Source organism: Aeromonas sp. QDB54, from assembly GCF_027707385.1.
In the GTDB taxonomy this organism is placed as follows: domain Bacteria; phylum Pseudomonadota; class Gammaproteobacteria; order Enterobacterales; family Aeromonadaceae; genus Aeromonas; species Aeromonas hydrophila.
Window position 1 is genome coordinate 57,818 of sequence record NZ_JAPCIT010000015.1, and the last position, 18,819, is coordinate 76,636.

The following is an 18,819-nucleotide window of genomic DNA, read 5'->3' on the forward strand; positions in this document are numbered from 1 at the left end:
GACTGCTGTCACGCGTCTCTCGCGTTAACCTTTGCAAGGTCGTGCCGGGCAGCGAGTCCCGGCACGACACTTGATCCTCTTACGCGTACAGCGGGTTGACCTTGTCGGCATCGATGCCGTACTTGGCGATGGCGTCAGCCACAACCTGCTTGTCTACCTCGCCGCGCTTGGCCAGTTCGGTCAGGGCAGCAACCACCACGTAGAATTCGTTCACTTCGAAGTGACGACGCAGGTTGGCACGGCTGTCGGAACGGCCGTAACCGTCGGTACCCAGCACGCGGTAGTTCTCGGTCGGTACGAAAGCACGCACCTGATCGGCGAAGGACTTCATGTAGTCGGTCGCGGCGATGGTGGCTTCAGAACCCAGTACCTGAGCGATGTACGGTACGCGAGCATCGGCGTTCGGGTGCAGCATGTTCCAGCGATCCGCGTCCTGACCGTCACGAGCCAGCTCGTTGAAGGAGGTGACGCTGAACACATCGGAGCCGATGCCGTACTCGCTGGCCAGGATCTGGGCGGCGGTGCGCACGTGACCCAGGATGGAGCCACAACCCAGCAGCTGTACCTTGGCCTTGGTGCCGGCCACGGTTTCCAGCTTGTAGATACCCTTGCGGATGCCTTCCTCGGCGCCTTCCGGCATGGCCGGCATGGCGTAGTTCTCGTTCAGGGTGGTGATGTAGTAGAAGACGTTCTCCGGCTTCTCACCGTACATGCGACGCAGACCATCCTGTACGATCACCGCTACTTCATAGGCGTAGGACGGGTCGTAGGAGACGCAGTTCGGGATGGTGTTGGCCAGGATGTGGCTGTGACCATCTTCGTGCTGCAGACCTTCGCCGTTCAGGGTAGTACGACCGGAGGTCGCACCCAGCAGGAAGCCACGGGCTTGCTGGTCACCGGCTGCCCACGCCATGTCGCCGATCCGCTGGAAGCCGAACATGGAGTAGTAGATGTAGAACGGGATCATCGGGCAATCGTTGGTGCTGTAAGAGGTCGCAGCAGCCAGCCAGGAGGACATGGCGCCCAGCTCGTTGATGCCGTCTTGCAGAACCTGACCCTGCTTGTCTTCCTTGTAGTAGGAGACGATGTCGCGGTCTTGCGGGGTGTACTGCTGACCGTGCGGGCTGTAGATACCGATCTGGCGGAACAGACCTTCCATACCGAAGGTACGGGCTTCGTCAGCCAGGATCGGGACGATGCGCTTGCCGATGGACTTGTCTTTCAGCATCACGTTCAGGGAACGCACGAACGCCATGGTGGTGGAGATTTCGCGCGCCTGTTCACCCAGCAGCGGACCGAAAGCATCCAGCGCCGGGATTTCCAGCTTGGTGGTGCTCTCGCGCAGACGGGTCGGTACATAGCCCTTCAGCGCGGCACGGCGGGCGTGCAGGTATTTGTGCTCTTCGGTACCCTCTTCGATCTTCAGGTACGGCAGGTTTTCCAGCTGCTCGTCGGTGACCGGCAGGTTGAAACGATCGCGCAGGTGACGCACGGAGCCCAGATCCATCTTCTTGACCTGGTGAGCGATGTTCTTGCCTTCGGCCGCTTCACCCATGCCGTAACCCTTGATGGTCTTGGCCAGGATCACGGTCGGCTTGCCCTTGGTCGCTGCAGCCTTGGAGAAGGCGGCGAACAGTTTGCGAGGATCGTGACCACCGCGGTTCAGGGCGAAGATCTCCTCGTCGGTCATGTCTTTGACCAGCGCGGCGGTTTCCGGGTAACGGTTGAAGAAGTGCTCACGCACGTAGCCGCCATCACGGGACTTCATGGTCTGATAGTCGCCGTCCACGGTCTCGTTCATCAGCTGGATCAGCTTGCCGGAAGTGTCTTTCTTCAGCAGCTCATCCCACTTGCGACCCCAGATCACCTTGGTGACATCCCAGCCGGCGCCGGAGAACAGGCCTTCCAGCTCGTTGATGACCTTGCCGTTGCCGACAACCGGACCATCCAGACGCTGCAGGTTGCAGTTGACCACGAACACCAGGTTGTCGAGCTTTTCACGCACGGCAACGGTCAGCGCGCCCTTGGCTTCCGGCTCGTCCATCTCGCCGTCACCCAGGAAGGCATAAACGGTCTGCTCGGAGCAATCCTTGATGCCACGGTCGGTCAGGTACTTCAGGAAGCGAGCCTGATAGATGGCGGCGATGGGGCCCAAACCCATGGAAACGGTCGGGAACTGCCAGAAATCCGGCATCAGTTTCGGGTGCGGGTAGGAAGGGATACCCTTGCCATCCACTTCCTGACGGAAGTTGTCCAGCTGCTCTTCGGTCAGACGACCTTCGGCGAAGGCACGAGCATAGATGCCCGGGGAGATGTGACCCTGGAAGTAGACCAGGTCGCCACCGTCCTTCTCGCTGCGAGCGCGGAAGAAATGGTTGTAGCAGACTTCGTAGATGGTCGCGGAAGAAGCGAAGGAAGACATGTGACCACCCAGGTCCAGGTCTTTCTTGGAAGCGCGCAGCACGATCATCATGGCGTTCCAGCGGATGATGGCGCGAATGCGGCGCTCCATCTCCAGGTCGCCCGGGTAGTCCGGCTCTTCGCTGGACGGGATGGTGTTGATGTAATCGCGGTTTGCCTTGGCAGCCACGTCCACACCGCTTGCGCGGGCTTTCTCGGCCAACTGTTCAAGGATGAACTGAGCGCGTTGGGGACCCTCTTCACGCAGCAGGGATTCCAGAGAGGCAAGCCACTCCAGCGTTTCTATCGGGTCCACATCGTTCTTCAGGATATCAGACATGGCTGGTTCCTATTTTGTTGTGATTGCACGGCATTGCACGGCGAAGGGCGCAAGCATTCGACAATAAAGCCTTGTGGGATTAGTTTTCCTGCTGACGGATCCGACGCATGGATCGCTGGATCCGGCTGTCTTCCCTCTGCATATCCAACAAGGTGTCCTCGATAAAGGCCAGGTGCTCATGACAAGCTGCCCTGGCCCGCTCCGGAGCCCCCGACAGGATAGCCTCGATCAGATGCGCGCGATGGCGACGGATCTTGGCGACCACTCCCGGACGGCGATTCAGAATTTCGTTATTGCGTAAAATGTTCTGCTCAAGCATGGGGCCCATGGCCCGCAGCAGATGCAGCAGCACCACGTTGTGGGACGCCTCGGCCACCGCCAGATAGAACTGGGTGACGGCAGCGGATTCGCTGACCAGCGAGCCTTGCTGACCGGCCTCCTCGATGGCGGACTGCACCTGACGGATGCGCTCGAAATCGGCGTCCGTACCCCGTAACGCAGCATAGTAGGCGCAGATGCCTTCCAGTGCGTGGCGAAACTCCAGCAGGTCATACTGGGCTTCCGGGTGGGTGCTGAGCAGCTCGAACAGGGGATCGGCGATCCCTTTGCTCAAGGCGTTTTGTACGTAAGTGCCGCCGCCCTGACGACGATACAAGAGTCCTCTTGCCTCGAGGCGCTGGATGGCTTCGCGCAGCGAGGGGCGCGACACCTGAAACTGGATGGCCAGTTCCCGCTCGGGCGGCAACTTCTGGCCCGGCTGCAAACTGCCTTCCAGAATCATCTGTTCCAGCTCGGCGACAATGGCGTCGGCCAACTTGGGTTGAGTAATCTTGAGATAGGGCATGAGGCTGCTTTGTTAAATTGGTATTACCAATTTCATGAATGGGGCGAAAATTAGCAGAGGGCATGGGAAAAGTCCACCCAAAAGATGATCTGAATCAAGAATCAACCTTGCCACTTAAGGGGTAAAGAGAGGGATTTATGATTTAGCTCATAGAAATTGGTCAGACCAATATTTTTGACATCGCTCACAGGCAACATTTGATCAACAGCCAGTAAAAATGGCCTGCCATAAAGGCAAGCCATTGTTTTAAAAAAACAAACTTATTTTTAGAATAATTACTTAAAGTTGAGTGCCTGACGGTAGCGCGGCCATTCGAAACTGTCACCCGGATCCGTCTTGCGCCCCGGCGCTATGTCGCAATGGCCGACGATGCGATCCGCCGTAATGGCGGGGTAATGGCTAGACAAGGTTCGGCTGAGCCCGACCAATGCCTCGTATTGTGCATCCGTGTAGGGCTGCTCATCGGTCCCTTCCAGCTCGATCCCGATGGAAAAGTCGTTGCACGCCTCTCGCCCCTGCCAGCTCGATATCCCCGCATGCCAGGCTCTGGCACCAAACGGCACATATTGCACCAGCTCACCGTCGCGCCGGATCAGGCAGTGTGCCGAGACCCGCAGCTGATGGATACCGGCAAAATAGGGGTGAGCGTCGGGATCGAGCCGCCCAAGGAAAAGATCATCGATGAAGGGGCCGCCAAACTCGCCAGGCGGCAGGCTGATGCCATGCACCACCAGCAGGGAGATATCGTTCGGGGTGGCCCGCTCGTTGTGGTGCGGTGACGGCACCTTGCGGGCTTGCTCACACCAACCGTCTGAATCAATGGAAAATACTATTTTTGGCTGAGTCATTGTCTACTCGCTCTGCAATGGGATGGCACATCTGGCAACACTGGACGGGCAACAAGGCGATCCACCTCTCAGGCTCATCGCAGTCGCCTCATGACAACGGGCAACTGTGGTAGGCTGAGCCATCTTCCGCTCGACTCAGGAAAGGATATGCACCCGATGGCACGCCGCTTCTGGTTGCTGGCCTGGCTCTCTCTGATGGGATTGCTGACCCTCTATTTTCATGCCCGCGAACAACCATCAGTCACCGCCAGCGGAGACCTGCTGCTCAAGGCCGATGCCAGCGGCCACTATCGTCTGGAGGGTGCCATCAATGGTCAGCCGGTGCAACTGCTGCTCGATACCGGTGCGACCCGCATTACCGTGCCACAACAGGTTGCCGAGCGGCTTGGCCTGACCGCCCGGGGCAGCAGTCAGGTGAATACGGCAGCCGGCTTTATCCGGGTCGGCAACGGCACCATCGAAACGCTGGCGATGGGACCACTGACCTTGTACGATCTGGCCATCTTCATCAATCCGGCAGCAGCTGGCGACGAGGTGCTGGTAGGCATGAACGCCCTCGGCCGGCTGGAGCTGGTTCAAAAGGAGCGGCAGTTGCTGCTCAGACCTTTGCAGGAATAAAAGGCATGCTACAACAGGACATCTGCCGCGCCGTGCGCGCCGCACTACTCGAAGACTTGGGCGATGCCCTCACCGCCCTGGATCAACCGGATGCCAGTGCCGACATCACGGCTCAGCTGATCCCGGCGGATCGCCTCGCCAGCGCCAGGGTCATCACCCGCGAGGCTGGCGTATTTTGCGGCCAGCCCTGGGTCGATGAGGTGTTTGTCCAGCTTGGTGGCGAAGTCAGAGTTGAATGGCTGGTACAAGATGGCGAAGTGCTCTCCCCCAATCAGGAACTGTTTCGCCTGCATGGCCCGGCCCGCGTGTTGCTGACCGGTGAGCGCAATGCCCTCAACTTCGTGCAGACCCTCTCCGGAGTGGCCTCTCTTACCGCTCGCTACGTGGCCGAGCTGGCAGACACCGATTGTCGGCTGCTCGATACCCGCAAGACCCTGCCGGGACTGCGCAGTGCCCAGAAGTACGCAGTCACCTGTGGCGGCGGCAAGAACCACAGGATCGGCCTGTTCGACGCTTACCTCATCAAGGAGAACCACATTCTCGCCTGTGGCGGCATCGCTGAAGCCATCAACGAAGCCCGCCGTCTCAACCCGGGCAAACCGGTAGAGGTAGAAGTAGAATCCCTGGTCGAGCTGGAGCAGGCCTTGGCTGCCGGCGCCGACATAGTGATGCTGGATAACTTCGACATTCCCATGATGCGCGAGGCGGTTGCCCTCAATCAGGGCCGGGCCAAGCTGGAGGTATCTGGCAATGTCACGCTGGATACCCTGGCGGACTATGCCGCGACCGGCGTCGATTTTATCTCGGTCGGTGCCCTGACCAAGCATGTCCGCGCCCTGGATCTCTCGATGCGATTCATCTAGCCGAAGAGGCATCATCATGCCCCTATCTTGTCGCTGACATATAACAAGATGAAGGACTTGCAAAAGGCGCCACGGGCGCCTTTTCTTTAAGGCAGGATCCCTCGGCAAAGGAGTGTGAGATGGACCCATCCCCGCCAGTAAAAAAGAGTCGATAGGGACTCTTCATCCATGATTTATATCAAAATTTTCGCAAATGACAGAAAGATTGTTAACAAAGACCCCGGCCTCTGTTGCCAAGTCAAACAGCTCGGATAAGATACTGACGTGTGGATAGTTTTCCACCGGCACTTCCCAGGAACCAAGGACAAAAAGGATATTTGAAATGAAGAAACAATCAGGCTTTACCCTTATCGAATTGATGATCGTGGTCGCGATCGTCGCCATCCTGGCCGCTATCGCGCTGCCGGCGTATCAGACCTATACCAAAAAGGCCAAATTCACCGAGGTAGTTGCGGCAACAGGTGCGGCTAAGACAGCAATAGAAGTATGTAGTCAATCAGGCAGTGCTCCCGCTGCATGCGTCACTGCTGCAACAACAGCTGTCAGTGGTAGTGTTGCGACCACAATCGTAGATAAAGTTGAAGTTCGGGCAACTAACACTACCCAAGGTTCTGCAGTTTACGAAGTAAAAGCAACTGGTCTAGCTCCTGTAGCAGAAACTTATTACATAATCGGTACGGAAGATGCAGGAAGAGTGAAATGGGAGGCGAACCCGAGTGGATCTGTTGGTTCATGTGTAGCCGCAGGCATCTGCTGATACATGACCTCTAGCCCCAATAGCGGCCTGGCATTAAGCCTGGCCGCTTCTTCCCTGCTCAGTGAGTCCGACTCACAGCGCTATCTGAGCCAAGCCAAGGCCCAGCGCAAGCCCTTTGTGACCTTTCTGATCGAAAACGAAATCCTCGACAGCAAGGCACTGGCAGACTTCTGCGAGCTGGAGTATGGGGTACCTCTGCTGGATCTTGCCGCCTTCGACCTGGCCGAGATCCCGCAGAAATATCTCAATCAGAAGCTGATTGAAAAACATCATGTTCTGCCCATTTACACCCAGGGGCACACCCTCTATATCGCTATGTCGGATCCCACCAATGTATCTGCACTGGAGGATTTTGGTTTCAGCTTCGGGTTGCATACCGAGGCGCTGCTGGTAGAAGAGAACAAACTCACCACAGCCATCGGCAAGCTGATGGAGAACGATCAGGATGCCCTCGGCATGGAGGACATCGACGAATCCGAGATCTCCGAACTGGAGGTCTCGGACGAGGGATCTCGGCTCGACGAGAACGTCAATAGCACCGATGATGACGCCCCCATCGTCAAATACATCAACAAGATCATGATGGATGCCATCAAGCGTGGAGCCTCTGACCTTCACTTCGAGCCCTATGAGACCAAATACCGCATCCGCTTTCGGATAGACGGGATCTTGCATGAAATAGCGACTCCACCTGTCAATCTGGCCAACCGCTTCTCGGCCCGCCTCAAGGTGATGGCACGGCTCGACATCACCGAGCGGCGGCTGCCCCAGGATGGTCGCATCAAACTGAAGCTGTCGCGCAACAAGTCGATGGATATGCGGGTCAATACCCTACCCACGATGTGGGGCGAAAAAATCGTTATCCGTCTGCTCGACTCCTCCGCGGCACGCCTCAATATCGAGCAGCTCGGTTTCGATGAGCGCCAGAAGGCGCAATATCTGCGTGCCCTGTCGAAGCCTCAGGGCATGATTCTGGTGACCGGCCCTACCGGTTCGGGCAAGACGGTTTCGCTCTATACCGGTCTCAATATTCTCAATACCACCGAGGTCAATATCTCCACCGCCGAAGATCCGGTGGAGATCAACCTGCCCGGCGTCAATCAGGTGCAAGTCAATCCCAAGGCTGGGCTGACCTTCGCCAGTGCCCTGCGCTCTTTCTTGCGCCAAGACCCCGATGTGGTCATGGTGGGTGAAATCCGGGATCTGGAAACAGCCGAAATTGCCATAAAGGCCGCCCAGACCGGCCACTTGGTGCTCTCCACTCTGCACACCAACTCGGCGGCGGAAACGCTGACCCGGATGATGAACATGGGGGTCCCCGCCTTCAATATCGCCTCCTCGGTCACCCTGATCATGGCTCAGCGGCTGGCGCGTAAACTGTGCGATCACTGCAAAGCCCCCGAAGTGGTGCCAGAGGCTGAGCTGCTTGAGCTGGGTTTTACCCAGCAGCAACTGGCCGCTGGCTTGCGGCTGTTCAAACCGGTTGGCTGCAAAGAGTGCTCGGGTGGCTACAAGGGCCGGGTCGGCATCTACGAAATCATGCTAATGTCTGAAAACATCGCAAAATTGATCATGCAGGGGGCCAACTCTCTGCAAATTGCTGCCATCGCCCAGAAGGAAGGGATGCGTACCTTGCGTACCTCCGGCCTTGAGAAGGCCCGCCTGGGGGTGACCAGTCTGGCGGAGATAAACCGGGTAACAACCAACTGACAGAGTCTATCGCTCAGCCGATTCATCCAGGTGCCGCCGGCCCTGGCGATTTCCATCAGGCCGAGGCTGCTTCTCCTCATGACGAGCAACCCGAGCCCCATTGCAGGACGCAGTGATGGCAACGCTAACCCAGAAACAGAATGCCCCCAAGAAAGTCTTCGCCTTTCGCTGGAGCGGGGTGAATCGCAAGGGCCAGAAGGTCTCCGGCGAATTACAGGCCGACAGCATCAACACGGTCAAGACAGAGCTGCGCAAACAGGGTGTCAACGTCACCAAGGTGAGCAAGAAGAGCCAGGGGCTCTTCTCCAAGGGCGGCGCCAAGATCAAGCCGATGGACATCGCCGTCGTCTCCCGCCAGATCACCACCATGCTGTCAGCCGGCGTACCTCTGGTCCAAAGCCTGCAGATCATCGCTCGCAGCCACGAGAAGGCCGCCATGCGCGAGCTCATGGGCCAGATTGCCGCCGATGTGGAGACCGGTACTCCCATGTCCGAAGCGCTGCGCCGCCATCCCCGCCACTTTGACGATCTTTACTGCGATCTGGTGGAGGCTGGCGAACAGTCCGGCGCCCTGGAGACCATCTACGATCGCATCGCCACCTATCGCGAGAAATCGGAAGCACTCAAGTCCAAGATCAAGAAAGCCATGTTCTACCCCACCATGGTCATCCTGGTGGCCATTGTCGTTACCTCCATCCTGCTGCTGTTCGTCATTCCCCAGTTCGAGGACATCTTCAAGAGCTTCGGTGCCGAACTGCCCATCTTCACCCAGTTCGTCATCGGTATCTCCCGTTTCATGCAGAACTGGTGGTATGTGATCTTTGGCGGCATAGCGCTCGCCATCTTTCTCTACGTGCGCGCCTGGCGCGCCTCCCAGAAGGTCAAGGACAACACCGACAAGTTCATACTGACCATCCCCGTGGTCGGCATGATATTGCACAAGGCCGCCATGGCCCGCTTCGCCCGCACCCTCTCCACTACCTTCTCCGCCGGTATTCCACTGGTGGATGCCTTGGTCTCTGCGGCAGGCGCCTCTGGCAACTATGTCTATCGCACTGCCGTCATGGCCATTCGCAACGAGGTGGTGGCCGGCATGCAGATCAACGTGGCCATGCGCACCGTCGATCTGTTCCCGGACATGGTGATCCAGATGGTGATGATCGGCGAGGAGTCTGGCGCCATCGATGATATGCTCTCCAAGGTCGCCACCATCTTCGAGCAGGAGGTGGACGATCTGGTCGACGGCCTCACCAGCCTGCTGGAGCCTCTCATCATGGTAGTGCTGGGGGTTCTGGTCGGCGGCATGGTGGTCGCCATGTATTTGCCCATCTTCAAGCTAGGCGATGTAGTAGGCTGATTCACGAGGGTATGTGCTAACAACACATACCCTTCCTCCCAATTCATGACAGACGGTTGGTTATGACACTTCTCCTCGAGCTGGAATATGGCCTGCCCTGGCTCTATTTCTCGCTGGTATTCCTCTTTTCTCTGATGATCGGCAGTTTTCTCAACGTGGTCATCCATCGCCTGCCCATCATGCTGGAGCGGGAGTGGCAAGCCGAATATCTCGGCTATTTCAACCCAGAGACACAGCCGCAGCAGGAAGAACGCTACAACCTGATGGTGCCGCGTTCTGCCTGCCCTCATTGCGGCCACGCCATCACGGCCATAGAGAACATCCCCCTGCTCAGCTGGCTCTGGCTCAAGGGGCGCTGCCGTGAATGCCAGGCCCCCATCTCGGCCCGTTATCCTCTGGTGGAGCTGCTGACGGCCCTACTCTCGCTGGTCGTCGCCGCGATATTCCCACCAAGCTGGGGCTTACTGGCCGCCCTGCTGCTCACCTGGGTACTGGTGGCACTCACTTTCATCGATCTGGACAAAATGCTTCTGCCGGATCAGCTGACCCTGCCACTGCTGTGGGGCGGCCTGCTGTTCAACCTGACAGGGGGATTTGTACCACTGGCCGATGCGGTGATCGGCACCATGGCCGGCTATCTGGTGCTCTGGAACCTCTACTGGGCCTTCAAGCTGCTGACCGGCAAGGAAGGGATGGGCTATGGTGACTTCAAGCTGCTGGCGGCGCTGGGTGCCTGGCTCGGCTGGCAGGCACTGCCCATCGTGTTGCTGCTCTCGTCGCTGGTTGGCGCTTTCATCGGGATTGGTCTCATCTTGCTGCGCAACCATCATCAGAACAAACCCATCCCCTTCGGCCCCTATCTGGCTATCGCCGGCTGGATCGCACTGTTGTGGGGCGATACCATCACCCGCTGGTACCTCACGACGTTTCTCTGATCAAAGGCAACACTGACCCATGTATGTAGTCGCAATCACCGGTGGAATTGGCAGCGGCAAGACCACGGTTGCCAATCAGTTTGCCGAACTGGGCATCGAAGTAGTGGATGCGGACGTCATCGCCCGCGAGGTAGTCGAGCCCGGAACCCCGGCCCTGGCCGCCATCGCCGCCCATTTTAGCTCAGCAGTCATCACCCCCGCTGGCCAGCTCGATCGCCGTCGGCTGCGTGAGCGGGTTTTCACTGACCCGCAGGCCAAGGGCTGGCTCAACGCTCTGCTCCACCCCCTCATTCGCACCGAGATGCAGCGCCAGTGTGCGGCCGCTCGCTCCCCCTATTGCTTGCTGGTAGTGCCCTTGCTGGTGGAAAACCGGCTCACAGCCCTGGCCAATCGGGTACTGGTGATCGACGTGGACGAAGCGACCCAGATTGAGCGTACCTGCCGCCGGGACGGTGTGAGCCGCGAGCAGGCGCAAGCCATCCTGGCCGCCCAGGCGAGCCGGACCGAACGGCTGGCGGCAGCCGACGATGTGCTGGACAACCAGAATGGCACGCCCGAGGCGATAAAGAGCCGAATTTTAGCGCTGCACGAGACATATCTGGCATTTGCCTCTCAACAAGCCCGCCAACTGTGAGTACACTAGGCCGGTTTATGGCTGGCCAGGATTAGGCATGATTTACGATTTTCCCCTCAATGAAAAAAGCCGGACCTATCTTCGTCTGGAGTCCCTGTTTTCCCAGATCCGCGACAATCTGGAGAGCGACCAGTCCTGGGCACATATCGCCTTTTTCAAGGGTCTGTTCGACCTGCAGGAGTTGCTGGAGCGCGGCGACCTGCGCGCCGATCTGATCAAGGATCTGGAGCGCCTCGGCCAGCGCCTGAGCCACTGGGCCAGCCTGCCCGATGTCGACCTGGAGCAGATCAGCCAGATGCAGCAGGAGAGCGCCCAACTCTCCCGCAACCTGCTGAGTGCCCCGCGTCCAGGTGCCCGCCTCAAAGAGGATCGGCTGCTCGGCTCCATTCGCCAGCGCTTCTCCATTCCGGGCGGGTTGTGCGCCTTCGACGTGCCGCAACTGCACCACTGGCTCGCTACCCCGGCCATCGCCCGTCATCAGCAGATGCAGCTGTGGCTGAGCGACATCAACCTGTTGATGAACGCCATCTCCCTGCTGCTGCGGCTGTGGCGTGAGTCCGGCAACTTCAGCGAGCAGGTTGCCGTCAACGGCTTCTTCCAGGATACCGCCGAGAGCGCCGAGCTGATCCGCATCCGTCTGACCGGCACCCAGCAGTGCTACCCCACCCTGAGCGGCCACAAGAACCGGTTCGCCCTGCGTTTCCTGCCCACCACGGAGCAGCAGATCGGTGATGTCCCTTTCCAGCTTGCCTGCTGCTAAGGAGCATTCATGGTGACCAAAGTAAAGTGCCCGACCTGCCAAACCGAGCTGGAATGGGGCCCGCAAAGCCCGTTTCGCCCGTTCTGCAGCAAGCGCTGCCAGCTGATCGATCTCGGCGAGTGGGCCGACGAGGAGAAGCGGATCCCGGGGGAAATAGACCCGGAGCTGCTGCCCTACCCCGAAGAAGGGGAGCAGTGGCAGTAAGCCAGCAAGCAAAAAGGGCCGATACGGCCCTTTTTGTTTTGGTATGCACTGCGGCTCACATCAGCCCTGTGCGGCCAGTGATGCCTGCAGGCGCGTCACGATCGGGCCATTGGCGTCGGGGAAGTGATACTCGTGCAGCGAGGCCAGCGGCACCCAGCGACACTCCTGCCCCTCCTTGCCGAACGGCTCGCCGCTGAAGCGGGTCACCTTCCAGATATCCAGCAGCACCTGCTTGTCCGGGTAGTCGTGATGCAGTTCCATGAAGGGGGCGCAATCCTGCACCCGGATCCCGATCTCTTCCCACAGTTCGCGATCCAGCGCGGTAAGCAGATCCTCTCCGGCTTCCACCTTGCCACCGGGAAACTCCCAGCGATCCCCCTGATGGCGATCGGCGGAGCGCTTGGCGATAAAGATATCGCCCCGTTCGTTCTCGATGACGCCGACCGCCACCCAGATCCGTTTCTTCTGTTCCATCATTGTCCTCAACGTAAACACGGCAAACGGGCAATCCAGGACGCCAGCCGACGGGCCTGCGGCTCCCTTTGTGCCGTAAAGATATCCTGCCCCACATGCTCGCTCCCGCCAGGGGCGGGCTGCGGCCAGGGTATGGCGCCTGGCGGCGTGAAGCAGCGATCGTGCACCAGACAGCTCTGCGAGAGATAACCCCAGAGCCGGTCGCGCAAAAACCATTGGTCGATGTTCGGCGTCTCCATCACGTCGGGCTGATAGCCTTCGAGCAGGGGCGCCAACGGCGGCAATACGCCGGCCATCCCACCCCACATCCCCGCCAGCACCAGATCGGTATGACTCCACCAGTCGCGCATGATATGAAACCAGCGCGTCGATGCAAGCCACTCCTGTACCGCCAGCCGCTCGCGCACGCCCGGCACCGAATCCACATCCCGTACCAGAAAGCGTCCCACCAATGGATCATTGGCCACCTGAAAACGCCAGCACAAACGCTGACGCAAAGACTGACCGGCAGGTTGCAACAAGAGCTCTGCCCCCAGTTCGCGCAGCGCAGCGAGCAACTCGGCAGGCACGCTCTCATCCACGTAGAAACGCACCCGCCAACCCGGGTAGAGATAGGACGCCGCCAGCACGTTGTCGATGGCCCCCCGCAGATAACGGGGACCACTACCCCACAGGGAAAAAGCGATGACATCCGGCTTGCGACTGCCATCGGCCAACCAGACGGCCGGTTCTGCCGCAGGCAATGCCCAGGATGGTGGCGCCTTTCCCGCCGACCGGGCCTTCAGGGTCAGTGAGCGAGTTCCCGCCTGGGCAGCCTCATCGTAGCGATCCAGCTTGGCCAACGAGGCGCAGAGGGCGTCCAGCGCATGGAAATCGTCGGAGACGCGCTGCAGCAGGGTCTGCAAACGCGCCACGCCCAGCTCGTACTGACCGGCCCGCGACAAGCAAGCGCAGAGGTTGCGCAGCACCTCGTCATTGCCGGGTTCGGCCTTGTGGGCCATCTCCAGCACCTGCGCCGCGGAAGCCGGGTCGTCGCACAGGAAGAGGTAATAGGCAAACTGCAGCAGCAAGGCAATCGGCTTGGCCATGCTGCCGTTGAGCCGGGCCAGCAGTTGCTGGATGGCAACCTGGCGCTGGCCCGCCAGCCAGCCAGCTATTGTGGGCAGTAGTATCCCATCCTGTCGGCATCTTGCTCATCGCATGGCTCTCCTTCTTTGCCTGCCGGAAATGAATGCACCGCCCGGAGGCGGTGCATCATCGTCATTGCGCTATCAGGTCAACTGACCGTGGCAGTGCTTGTATTTTTTGCCTGAGCCGCATGGGCAGGGGTCATTGCGTCCCACCTTCTGCTCGTCCCGCACGAAGGTAACCGGCGCAGCTTCGGCCTGGGCCTCGTCGTCAGCCAGCTGGTTGTCGGCCGCGGCATGGGTGTAGGTGCGGGGAGCGGCTTCGGCCTGCTGGCGCTGCTGCTCTTCCATCGCCTCCACGTCGCGCTCCTGAACCTGTACTCGGCTCAGGATGCTGACCACGTCGCGCTTGAGGGTTTCCAGCATCTGGGTGAACAGATCGAAGGATTCGCGCTTGTACTCCTGCTTGGGGTTCTTCTGGGCGTAACCGCGCAGATGGATGCCCTGACGCAGGTGATCCATGGCCGCCAGGTGCTCTTTCCACAGGCCGTCCAGGGTTTGCAGCATCACCGCCTTTTCGAAGTTGCGCAGCACTTCCTTGCCGACCAGCTCTTCCTTGTGGGCATAGAGTTTGGTGGCTTCATCCAGGATGCGCTCGCGCAGCTTCTCTTCATAGAGCTTGTCATCTTCCGCCAGCCACTGCTGCAACGGCAGATCCAGCGCGAAGTCGGACTTCAGGCGGGCTTCCAGACCCGGCACGTCCCACATCTCTTCCAGGGACTGCGGCGGGATGTACTCGTCGATGATGGCGCCATAGACATCGTCACGGATGACATGGATGGTCTCGGAGATGTCGCTGGTGTCCAGCAGCTCGTTGCGCTGCTCATAGACCACCTTGCGCTGGTCGTTGGCCACGTCATCAAATTCCAGCAGGCTCTTGCGGATGTCGAAGTTGCGACCTTCCACCTTGCGCTGGGCATTTTCGATCGCCTTGGTCACCCACGGGTGCTCGATGGCCTCGCCCTCTTCCATCCCCAGTTTCTTCATCATGCCGGTGACGCGATCGGAGGCGAAGATCCGCATCAGGGTATCTTCCATGGAGAGGTAGAAACGGGAGGAACCCGGGTCGCCCTGACGACCGGAACGGCCGCGCAGCTGGTTGTCGATACGACGGGATTCGTGGCGCTCGGTACCTATGATGTGCAGACCACCGGCGGCCAGTACCGCATCGTGACGCACCTGCCAAGCCGCTTTCAGCTCGGCGATTTGTGCCTCGGTCGGGTTCTCCAGCTGGGCGATTTCCGCTTGCCAGTTACCGCCGAGCACGATGTCGGTACCACGACCGGCCATGTTGGTGGCGATGGTGACGGCGCCGGTCTGGCCTGCCTGGGCGACGATCTCCGCTTCCATGGCGTGGAACTTGGCGTTCAGCACCTTGTGCGGGATGTTTTCCTTGGTCAGGATGCCGGAGAGCAGCTCGGAGTTCTCGATGGAGACGGTACCGACCAGCACCGGCTGGCCGCGCTCGACGCAACCGCGAATGTCTTCGATGATGGCGGCATACTTCTCGTTGGCGGTCAGGTAGACCAGATCGCCCATGTCCTTGCGCACCATCGGCTTGTTGGTCGGGATAACCACGGTATCCAGGCCATAAATCTGCTGGAATTCAAAGGCTTCGGTATCAGCAGTACCCGTCATGCCCGCCAGCTTGTCGTACAGACGGAAGTAGTTCTGGAAGGTGATGGAGGCCAGGGTCTGGTTCTCGTTCTGGATCTTGACCCCTTCCTTCGCTTCGACCGCCTGGTGCAGACCATCGGACCAGCGACGGCCCGGCATGGTACGGCCGGTGTGCTCGTCGACGATGACGATCTCGTCCTTCTGGACGATGTAGTCGACGTTGCGTTCAAACAAGGTGTGAGCACGCAGGCCGGCGTTGACGTGGTGCAGCAGGCTGATGTTGGTGGCGGAGAACAGGGAGTCGTCCTCGGCCAGCAGCCCCTCTTTCTTGAGCAGCTCTTCCACGAAGATCTGGCCGTTCTCGGTCAGCAATGCCTGGCGGTTCTTCTCGTCCACCGTGTAGTGGCCGTCGCCAGTGTACTCTTCGGAGTCTTCCTTGTCCTGCTTGACCAGCAGCGGGATCAGCTTGTTGACGCGGATATAGAGCTCGGAGCTGTCTTCTGCCGGGCCGGAGATGATGAGCGGGGTACGGGCTTCATCGATGAGCACCGAGTCCACCTCATCCACCAGCGCATAGTTGAGCGGACGCTGCACGCGCTGCTCGGGCGAGAATGCCATGTTGTCGCGCAGGTAGTCGAAACCGAATTCGTTGTTGGTACCGTAGGTGATGTCGGCAGCGTAGGCGTCACGCTTCTGGGACGCGTCCATGCCGGGCACGTTGCAGTCGACTGTCATGCCGAGGAAGGCGAACAGCGGGCGGTTCGCCTCGGCGTCACGCTTGGCCAGATAGTCGTTCACGGTCACCACGTGCACACCACGACCGCTCAGGGCGTTCAGGTAGGCCGGCAGGGTCGCGGTGAGGGTCTTGCCTTCACCTGTCTTCATCTCGGCGATGCGGTTGGAGTTCAGCACCATGCCACCGATCAGCTGGACGTCGAAGTGACGCATGCCGAACACCCGGCGAGAGGCTTCACGCACGGTGGCAAAGGCCTCCGGCAGCAACTGCTCCAGTGTCTCACCCTGCTCCAGACGCTGACGATACTCGGCCGTCTTGGCCTGCAACTGTGCATCGGACAGAGCTTCGAACTGAGGCTCCATCGCATTGATCTGTTTTACAATTTTGCGCAGAGCCTTGAGCGTTCTGTCGTTCCGGCTGCCGATAATCTTGGTAAGCAGTGTGCTAATCATGGGTACCAACTATTTCTGGTTATATAAGTGTTCCGTCACTGGAACCTGGAGAAAAAAACCTAACCCCGTCTGGCATTGAGAAAACGCGCGGGGTCCACCTGACGACCATCTTTCAACACTTCGTAATGCAAATGGACCCCGGTCGCGCGACCGGTGCGTCCCATCAAGGCAATTTTCTGGCCCTCATCGACCAGGGTGCCCACTTCGACCAGCAACTTGGAGTTGTGGGCATAGCGGGTCACCAAACCATTGCCGTGGTTGATCTCCACCATGTTGCCAAATTCCGGATGACGGCCCGCCCAGCTCACAACCCCTGGGCCCGTCGCCAGAATGGGGGTGCCGGGCTTGCCACGGAAATCCACCCCTTTGTGCATCTTGGCGCGACCGTTGAACGGATCGACCCGGCCACCAAAGCCAGAGGAGACCCAAACCCGCTCCTGCTTGACCGGTGTTCCGGAAATAAAGCCGGCATCGGTTATATGGTGATTCATGATGAAAGATTCAAGTACCGACAGCTGCTCTTCACGACTGCTGAGCTGCTGGCTGAGATGCTTCATGGAGTCCTGCAGCTCGTTGAGGCTGACTTCCAGATCCGCATCATAGGAGGGGCCGCCCATGGGAGGCAGCTCCTTGAAATTGAACTCTTCGGGATCGAGGTCGGCCTTTTCGGTCAGCCGCTCGCCGAGCGCGTTGAGACGGCCCAGCTGCCCCTGCATGGTGCCCACCTGGGCGGCCAGCATGGCAAGCTGTTCGCGGGCTTCGTCAGCCCCTTGCGTGGATTTTTGCTGTTCGGCCATGGCCAGCGCGACTTCCAGCGCCTCCATTTTTTGATGCCAGCTCTGCCAGAGCCAGCCACCACTCAGGGCCAATACAGTGAAGAAGATACCGCCGACCCAGGCCAGACGTTGTTTCGGTAAGTGCAACTTGCGTCGCTGCTTGCCATTGAGGATCAGGGTAATGCTCATAGAAATCAGTCTGCTCGGTCAGGTGTGGCCATTGGCCCGCACGGGAAATAAAACCGGGAGATAATCGGTGTTACAGAATGGAGTAAACAAATGACGGAACGTCGGTGCGGAGAGAGGACCGACGTTCCGTTGCACAGCTATCAGGCCAGAACCAGACCGTTATCGTAGTAAGCGATGGGCGCTTTGTCGCCCTCACCCTCGAAGGTCACCAGTTCCCAGGCCTCCTGCTTGGCCAGCAAGGCACGCAGCAGCTTGTTGTTCAGGGCATGGCCGGTCTTGTAGGCACGGAATTCGCCGATGATGCTGCGGTTACACATGTAAAGGTCACCGATCGCATCCAACATCTTGTGTTTGACGAATTCATCTTCATAGCGCAGGCCATCTTCGTTCAGTACCCGGTAGTCATCCAGCACCACGGCGTTTTCCAGGCTACCGCCCAGCGCCAGGTTCTGGGAACGCAGGTACTCGATGTCACGCATGAAACCGAACGTACGAGCACGGCTGATCTCTTTCACGAAAGAGGCACCGGAGAAGTCCAGCACGCAACGCTGATTGCGTCCTTCAAATACCGGATGCTGGAAGTCGATCTCGAGATCCATTTTGAAGCCGTTGCGATAGGGGTGGAATTCCGCCCACTTGTCGCCGTCTTCAACCCGGATGCTCTGCTTGATCCGCACAAACTGCTTGGGCGCATTCTGTTCACGGATACCGACTTCTTGCAGCAGGTAGATAAAGGGGTGCGCACTGCCGTCCATCACCGGGATCTCGGGCGCATCAACCTCGACATAGAGGTTGTCGATGCCCATCCCGGCCAGCGCGGCAGAGAGGTGCTCAATGGTAGAGACTCGGACACCGGCTTCATTGACCAGAGCGGTACAAAGCACGGTATCACGCACCTGATCGGCATTGGCTGGCAGCTCTACCACAGGATTCAGATCGGTACGCAAGTAAACGATCCCTGTGTTAACAGGCGCCGGACGGAACGTCATTGTGACTTTCCGACCCGAATGCAGGCCGACACCGGTGGCCTGGACACTCGTTTTCAAGGTTCTTTGTCTAATCATGGGCGTATCCGCTTAACAGCTCAAATTCCTGACCAGATGGTCGTTGCCGGGCCA

16 protein-coding genes and 1 pseudogene are annotated in these 18,819 nt (G+C 59.1%); 9 read left to right on the plus strand and 8 right to left on the minus strand.

Annotated elements, in window-relative coordinates; genetic code table 11:
- Positions 1-79 precede the first annotated feature (79 nt).
- The 3 genes from aceE to ampD form a co-directional block, all read right to left on the minus strand.
- Entirely contained in the window at positions 80-2,740 is a 2,661-nt protein-coding gene (gene aceE / locus PG881_RS15320; RefSeq protein ID WP_049046594.1) for a pyruvate dehydrogenase (acetyl-transferring), homodimeric type, read from the minus strand.
- A 79-nt stretch (positions 2,741-2,819) separates the two neighbouring features.
- Positions 2,820-3,584 (minus strand): pyruvate dehydrogenase complex transcriptional repressor PdhR, encoded by a 765-nt coding sequence (pdhR, locus tag PG881_RS15325; RefSeq protein WP_011707564.1) that lies wholly within the window; start codon positions 3,582-3,584, stop codon positions 2,820-2,822.
- A gap of 275 nt (positions 3,585-3,859) precedes the next feature.
- Positions 3,860-4,432, minus strand: coding sequence for a 1,6-anhydro-N-acetylmuramyl-L-alanine amidase AmpD (ampD, locus tag PG881_RS15330; protein ID WP_270801134.1), 573 nt, complete (start codon positions 4,430-4,432; stop codon positions 3,860-3,862).
- Positions 4,433-4,579: 147 nt separating this feature from the next.
- Between ampD and PG881_RS15335 the strand changes: the two genes are divergently transcribed.
- From PG881_RS15335 to yacG, 9 genes are all read left to right on the plus strand, one after another.
- Positions 4,580-5,050, plus strand: coding sequence for a retropepsin-like aspartic protease family protein (locus PG881_RS15335; protein WP_024944772.1), 471 nt, complete (start codon positions 4,580-4,582; stop codon positions 5,048-5,050).
- 5 nt (positions 5,051-5,055) lie between these two features.
- Complete coding sequence (nadC, locus tag PG881_RS15340; RefSeq protein ID WP_270801136.1) at positions 5,056-5,913, plus strand: carboxylating nicotinate-nucleotide diphosphorylase; 858 nt, start codon at positions 5,056-5,058, stop codon at positions 5,911-5,913.
- A 322-nt stretch (positions 5,914-6,235) separates the two neighbouring features.
- The gene (locus PG881_RS15345; protein ID WP_168754635.1) at positions 6,236-6,670 is read left to right on the plus strand and encodes a prepilin-type N-terminal cleavage/methylation domain-containing protein; all 435 of its coding nucleotides are present in this window, start codon (positions 6,236-6,238) and stop codon (positions 6,668-6,670) included.
- Between the two features lie 3 nt (positions 6,671-6,673).
- Positions 6,674-8,380, plus strand: coding sequence for a PilB family type IVa pilus assembly ATPase TapB (gene tapB / locus PG881_RS15350; protein WP_270801144.1), 1,707 nt, complete (start codon positions 6,674-6,676; stop codon positions 8,378-8,380).
- Between the two features lie 115 nt (positions 8,381-8,495).
- Positions 8,496-9,737: a type II secretion system F family protein gene (locus PG881_RS15355; RefSeq protein ID WP_270801147.1), complete on the plus strand. Its 1,242-nt coding sequence runs from the start codon at positions 8,496-8,498 to the stop codon at positions 9,735-9,737.
- Between the two features lie 62 nt (positions 9,738-9,799).
- On the plus strand, positions 9,800-10,672 hold the full coding sequence (locus tag PG881_RS15360; RefSeq protein WP_270801150.1) for a prepilin peptidase: 873 nt from the start codon (positions 9,800-9,802) through the stop codon (positions 10,670-10,672).
- Between the two features lie 19 nt (positions 10,673-10,691).
- A complete protein-coding gene (gene coaE / locus PG881_RS15365) occupies positions 10,692-11,306 on the plus strand; it encodes a dephospho-CoA kinase (RefSeq protein ID WP_270801156.1) in 615 nt (204 codons plus the stop codon).
- Positions 11,307-11,343: 37 nt separating this feature from the next.
- Complete coding sequence (gene zapD / locus PG881_RS15370; protein WP_024945431.1) at positions 11,344-12,066, plus strand: cell division protein ZapD; 723 nt, start codon at positions 11,344-11,346, stop codon at positions 12,064-12,066.
- Between the two features lie 9 nt (positions 12,067-12,075).
- A complete protein-coding gene (yacG, locus tag PG881_RS15375; RefSeq protein ID WP_005305661.1) occupies positions 12,076-12,270 on the plus strand; it encodes a DNA gyrase inhibitor YacG in 195 nt (64 codons plus the stop codon).
- 60 nt (positions 12,271-12,330) lie between these two features.
- Here yacG and mutT read toward each other — a convergent pair whose 3' ends face one another.
- From mutT to lpxC, 5 genes and pseudogenes are all read right to left on the minus strand, one after another.
- Complete coding sequence (mutT, locus tag PG881_RS15380; protein ID WP_016352173.1) at positions 12,331-12,744, minus strand: 8-oxo-dGTP diphosphatase MutT; 414 nt, start codon at positions 12,742-12,744, stop codon at positions 12,331-12,333.
- 8 nt (positions 12,745-12,752) lie between these two features.
- Positions 12,753-13,941: pseudogene (locus PG881_RS15385) on the minus strand (tetratricopeptide repeat protein).
- 74 nt (positions 13,942-14,015) lie between these two features.
- Positions 14,016-16,736, minus strand: a complete 2,721-nt coding sequence (gene secA, locus PG881_RS15390) for a preprotein translocase subunit SecA (protein WP_011707576.1) — start codon at positions 16,734-16,736, stop codon at positions 14,016-14,018.
- A gap of 59 nt (positions 16,737-16,795) precedes the next feature.
- Positions 16,796-17,701, minus strand: a complete 906-nt coding sequence (locus PG881_RS15395; RefSeq protein ID WP_016352175.1) for a M23 family metallopeptidase — start codon at positions 17,699-17,701, stop codon at positions 16,796-16,798.
- 140 nt (positions 17,702-17,841) lie between these two features.
- Complete coding sequence (gene lpxC / locus PG881_RS15400; RefSeq protein ID WP_011707578.1) at positions 17,842-18,765, minus strand: UDP-3-O-acyl-N-acetylglucosamine deacetylase; 924 nt, start codon at positions 18,763-18,765, stop codon at positions 17,842-17,844.
- Between the last annotated feature and the right edge of the window lie 54 nt (positions 18,766-18,819).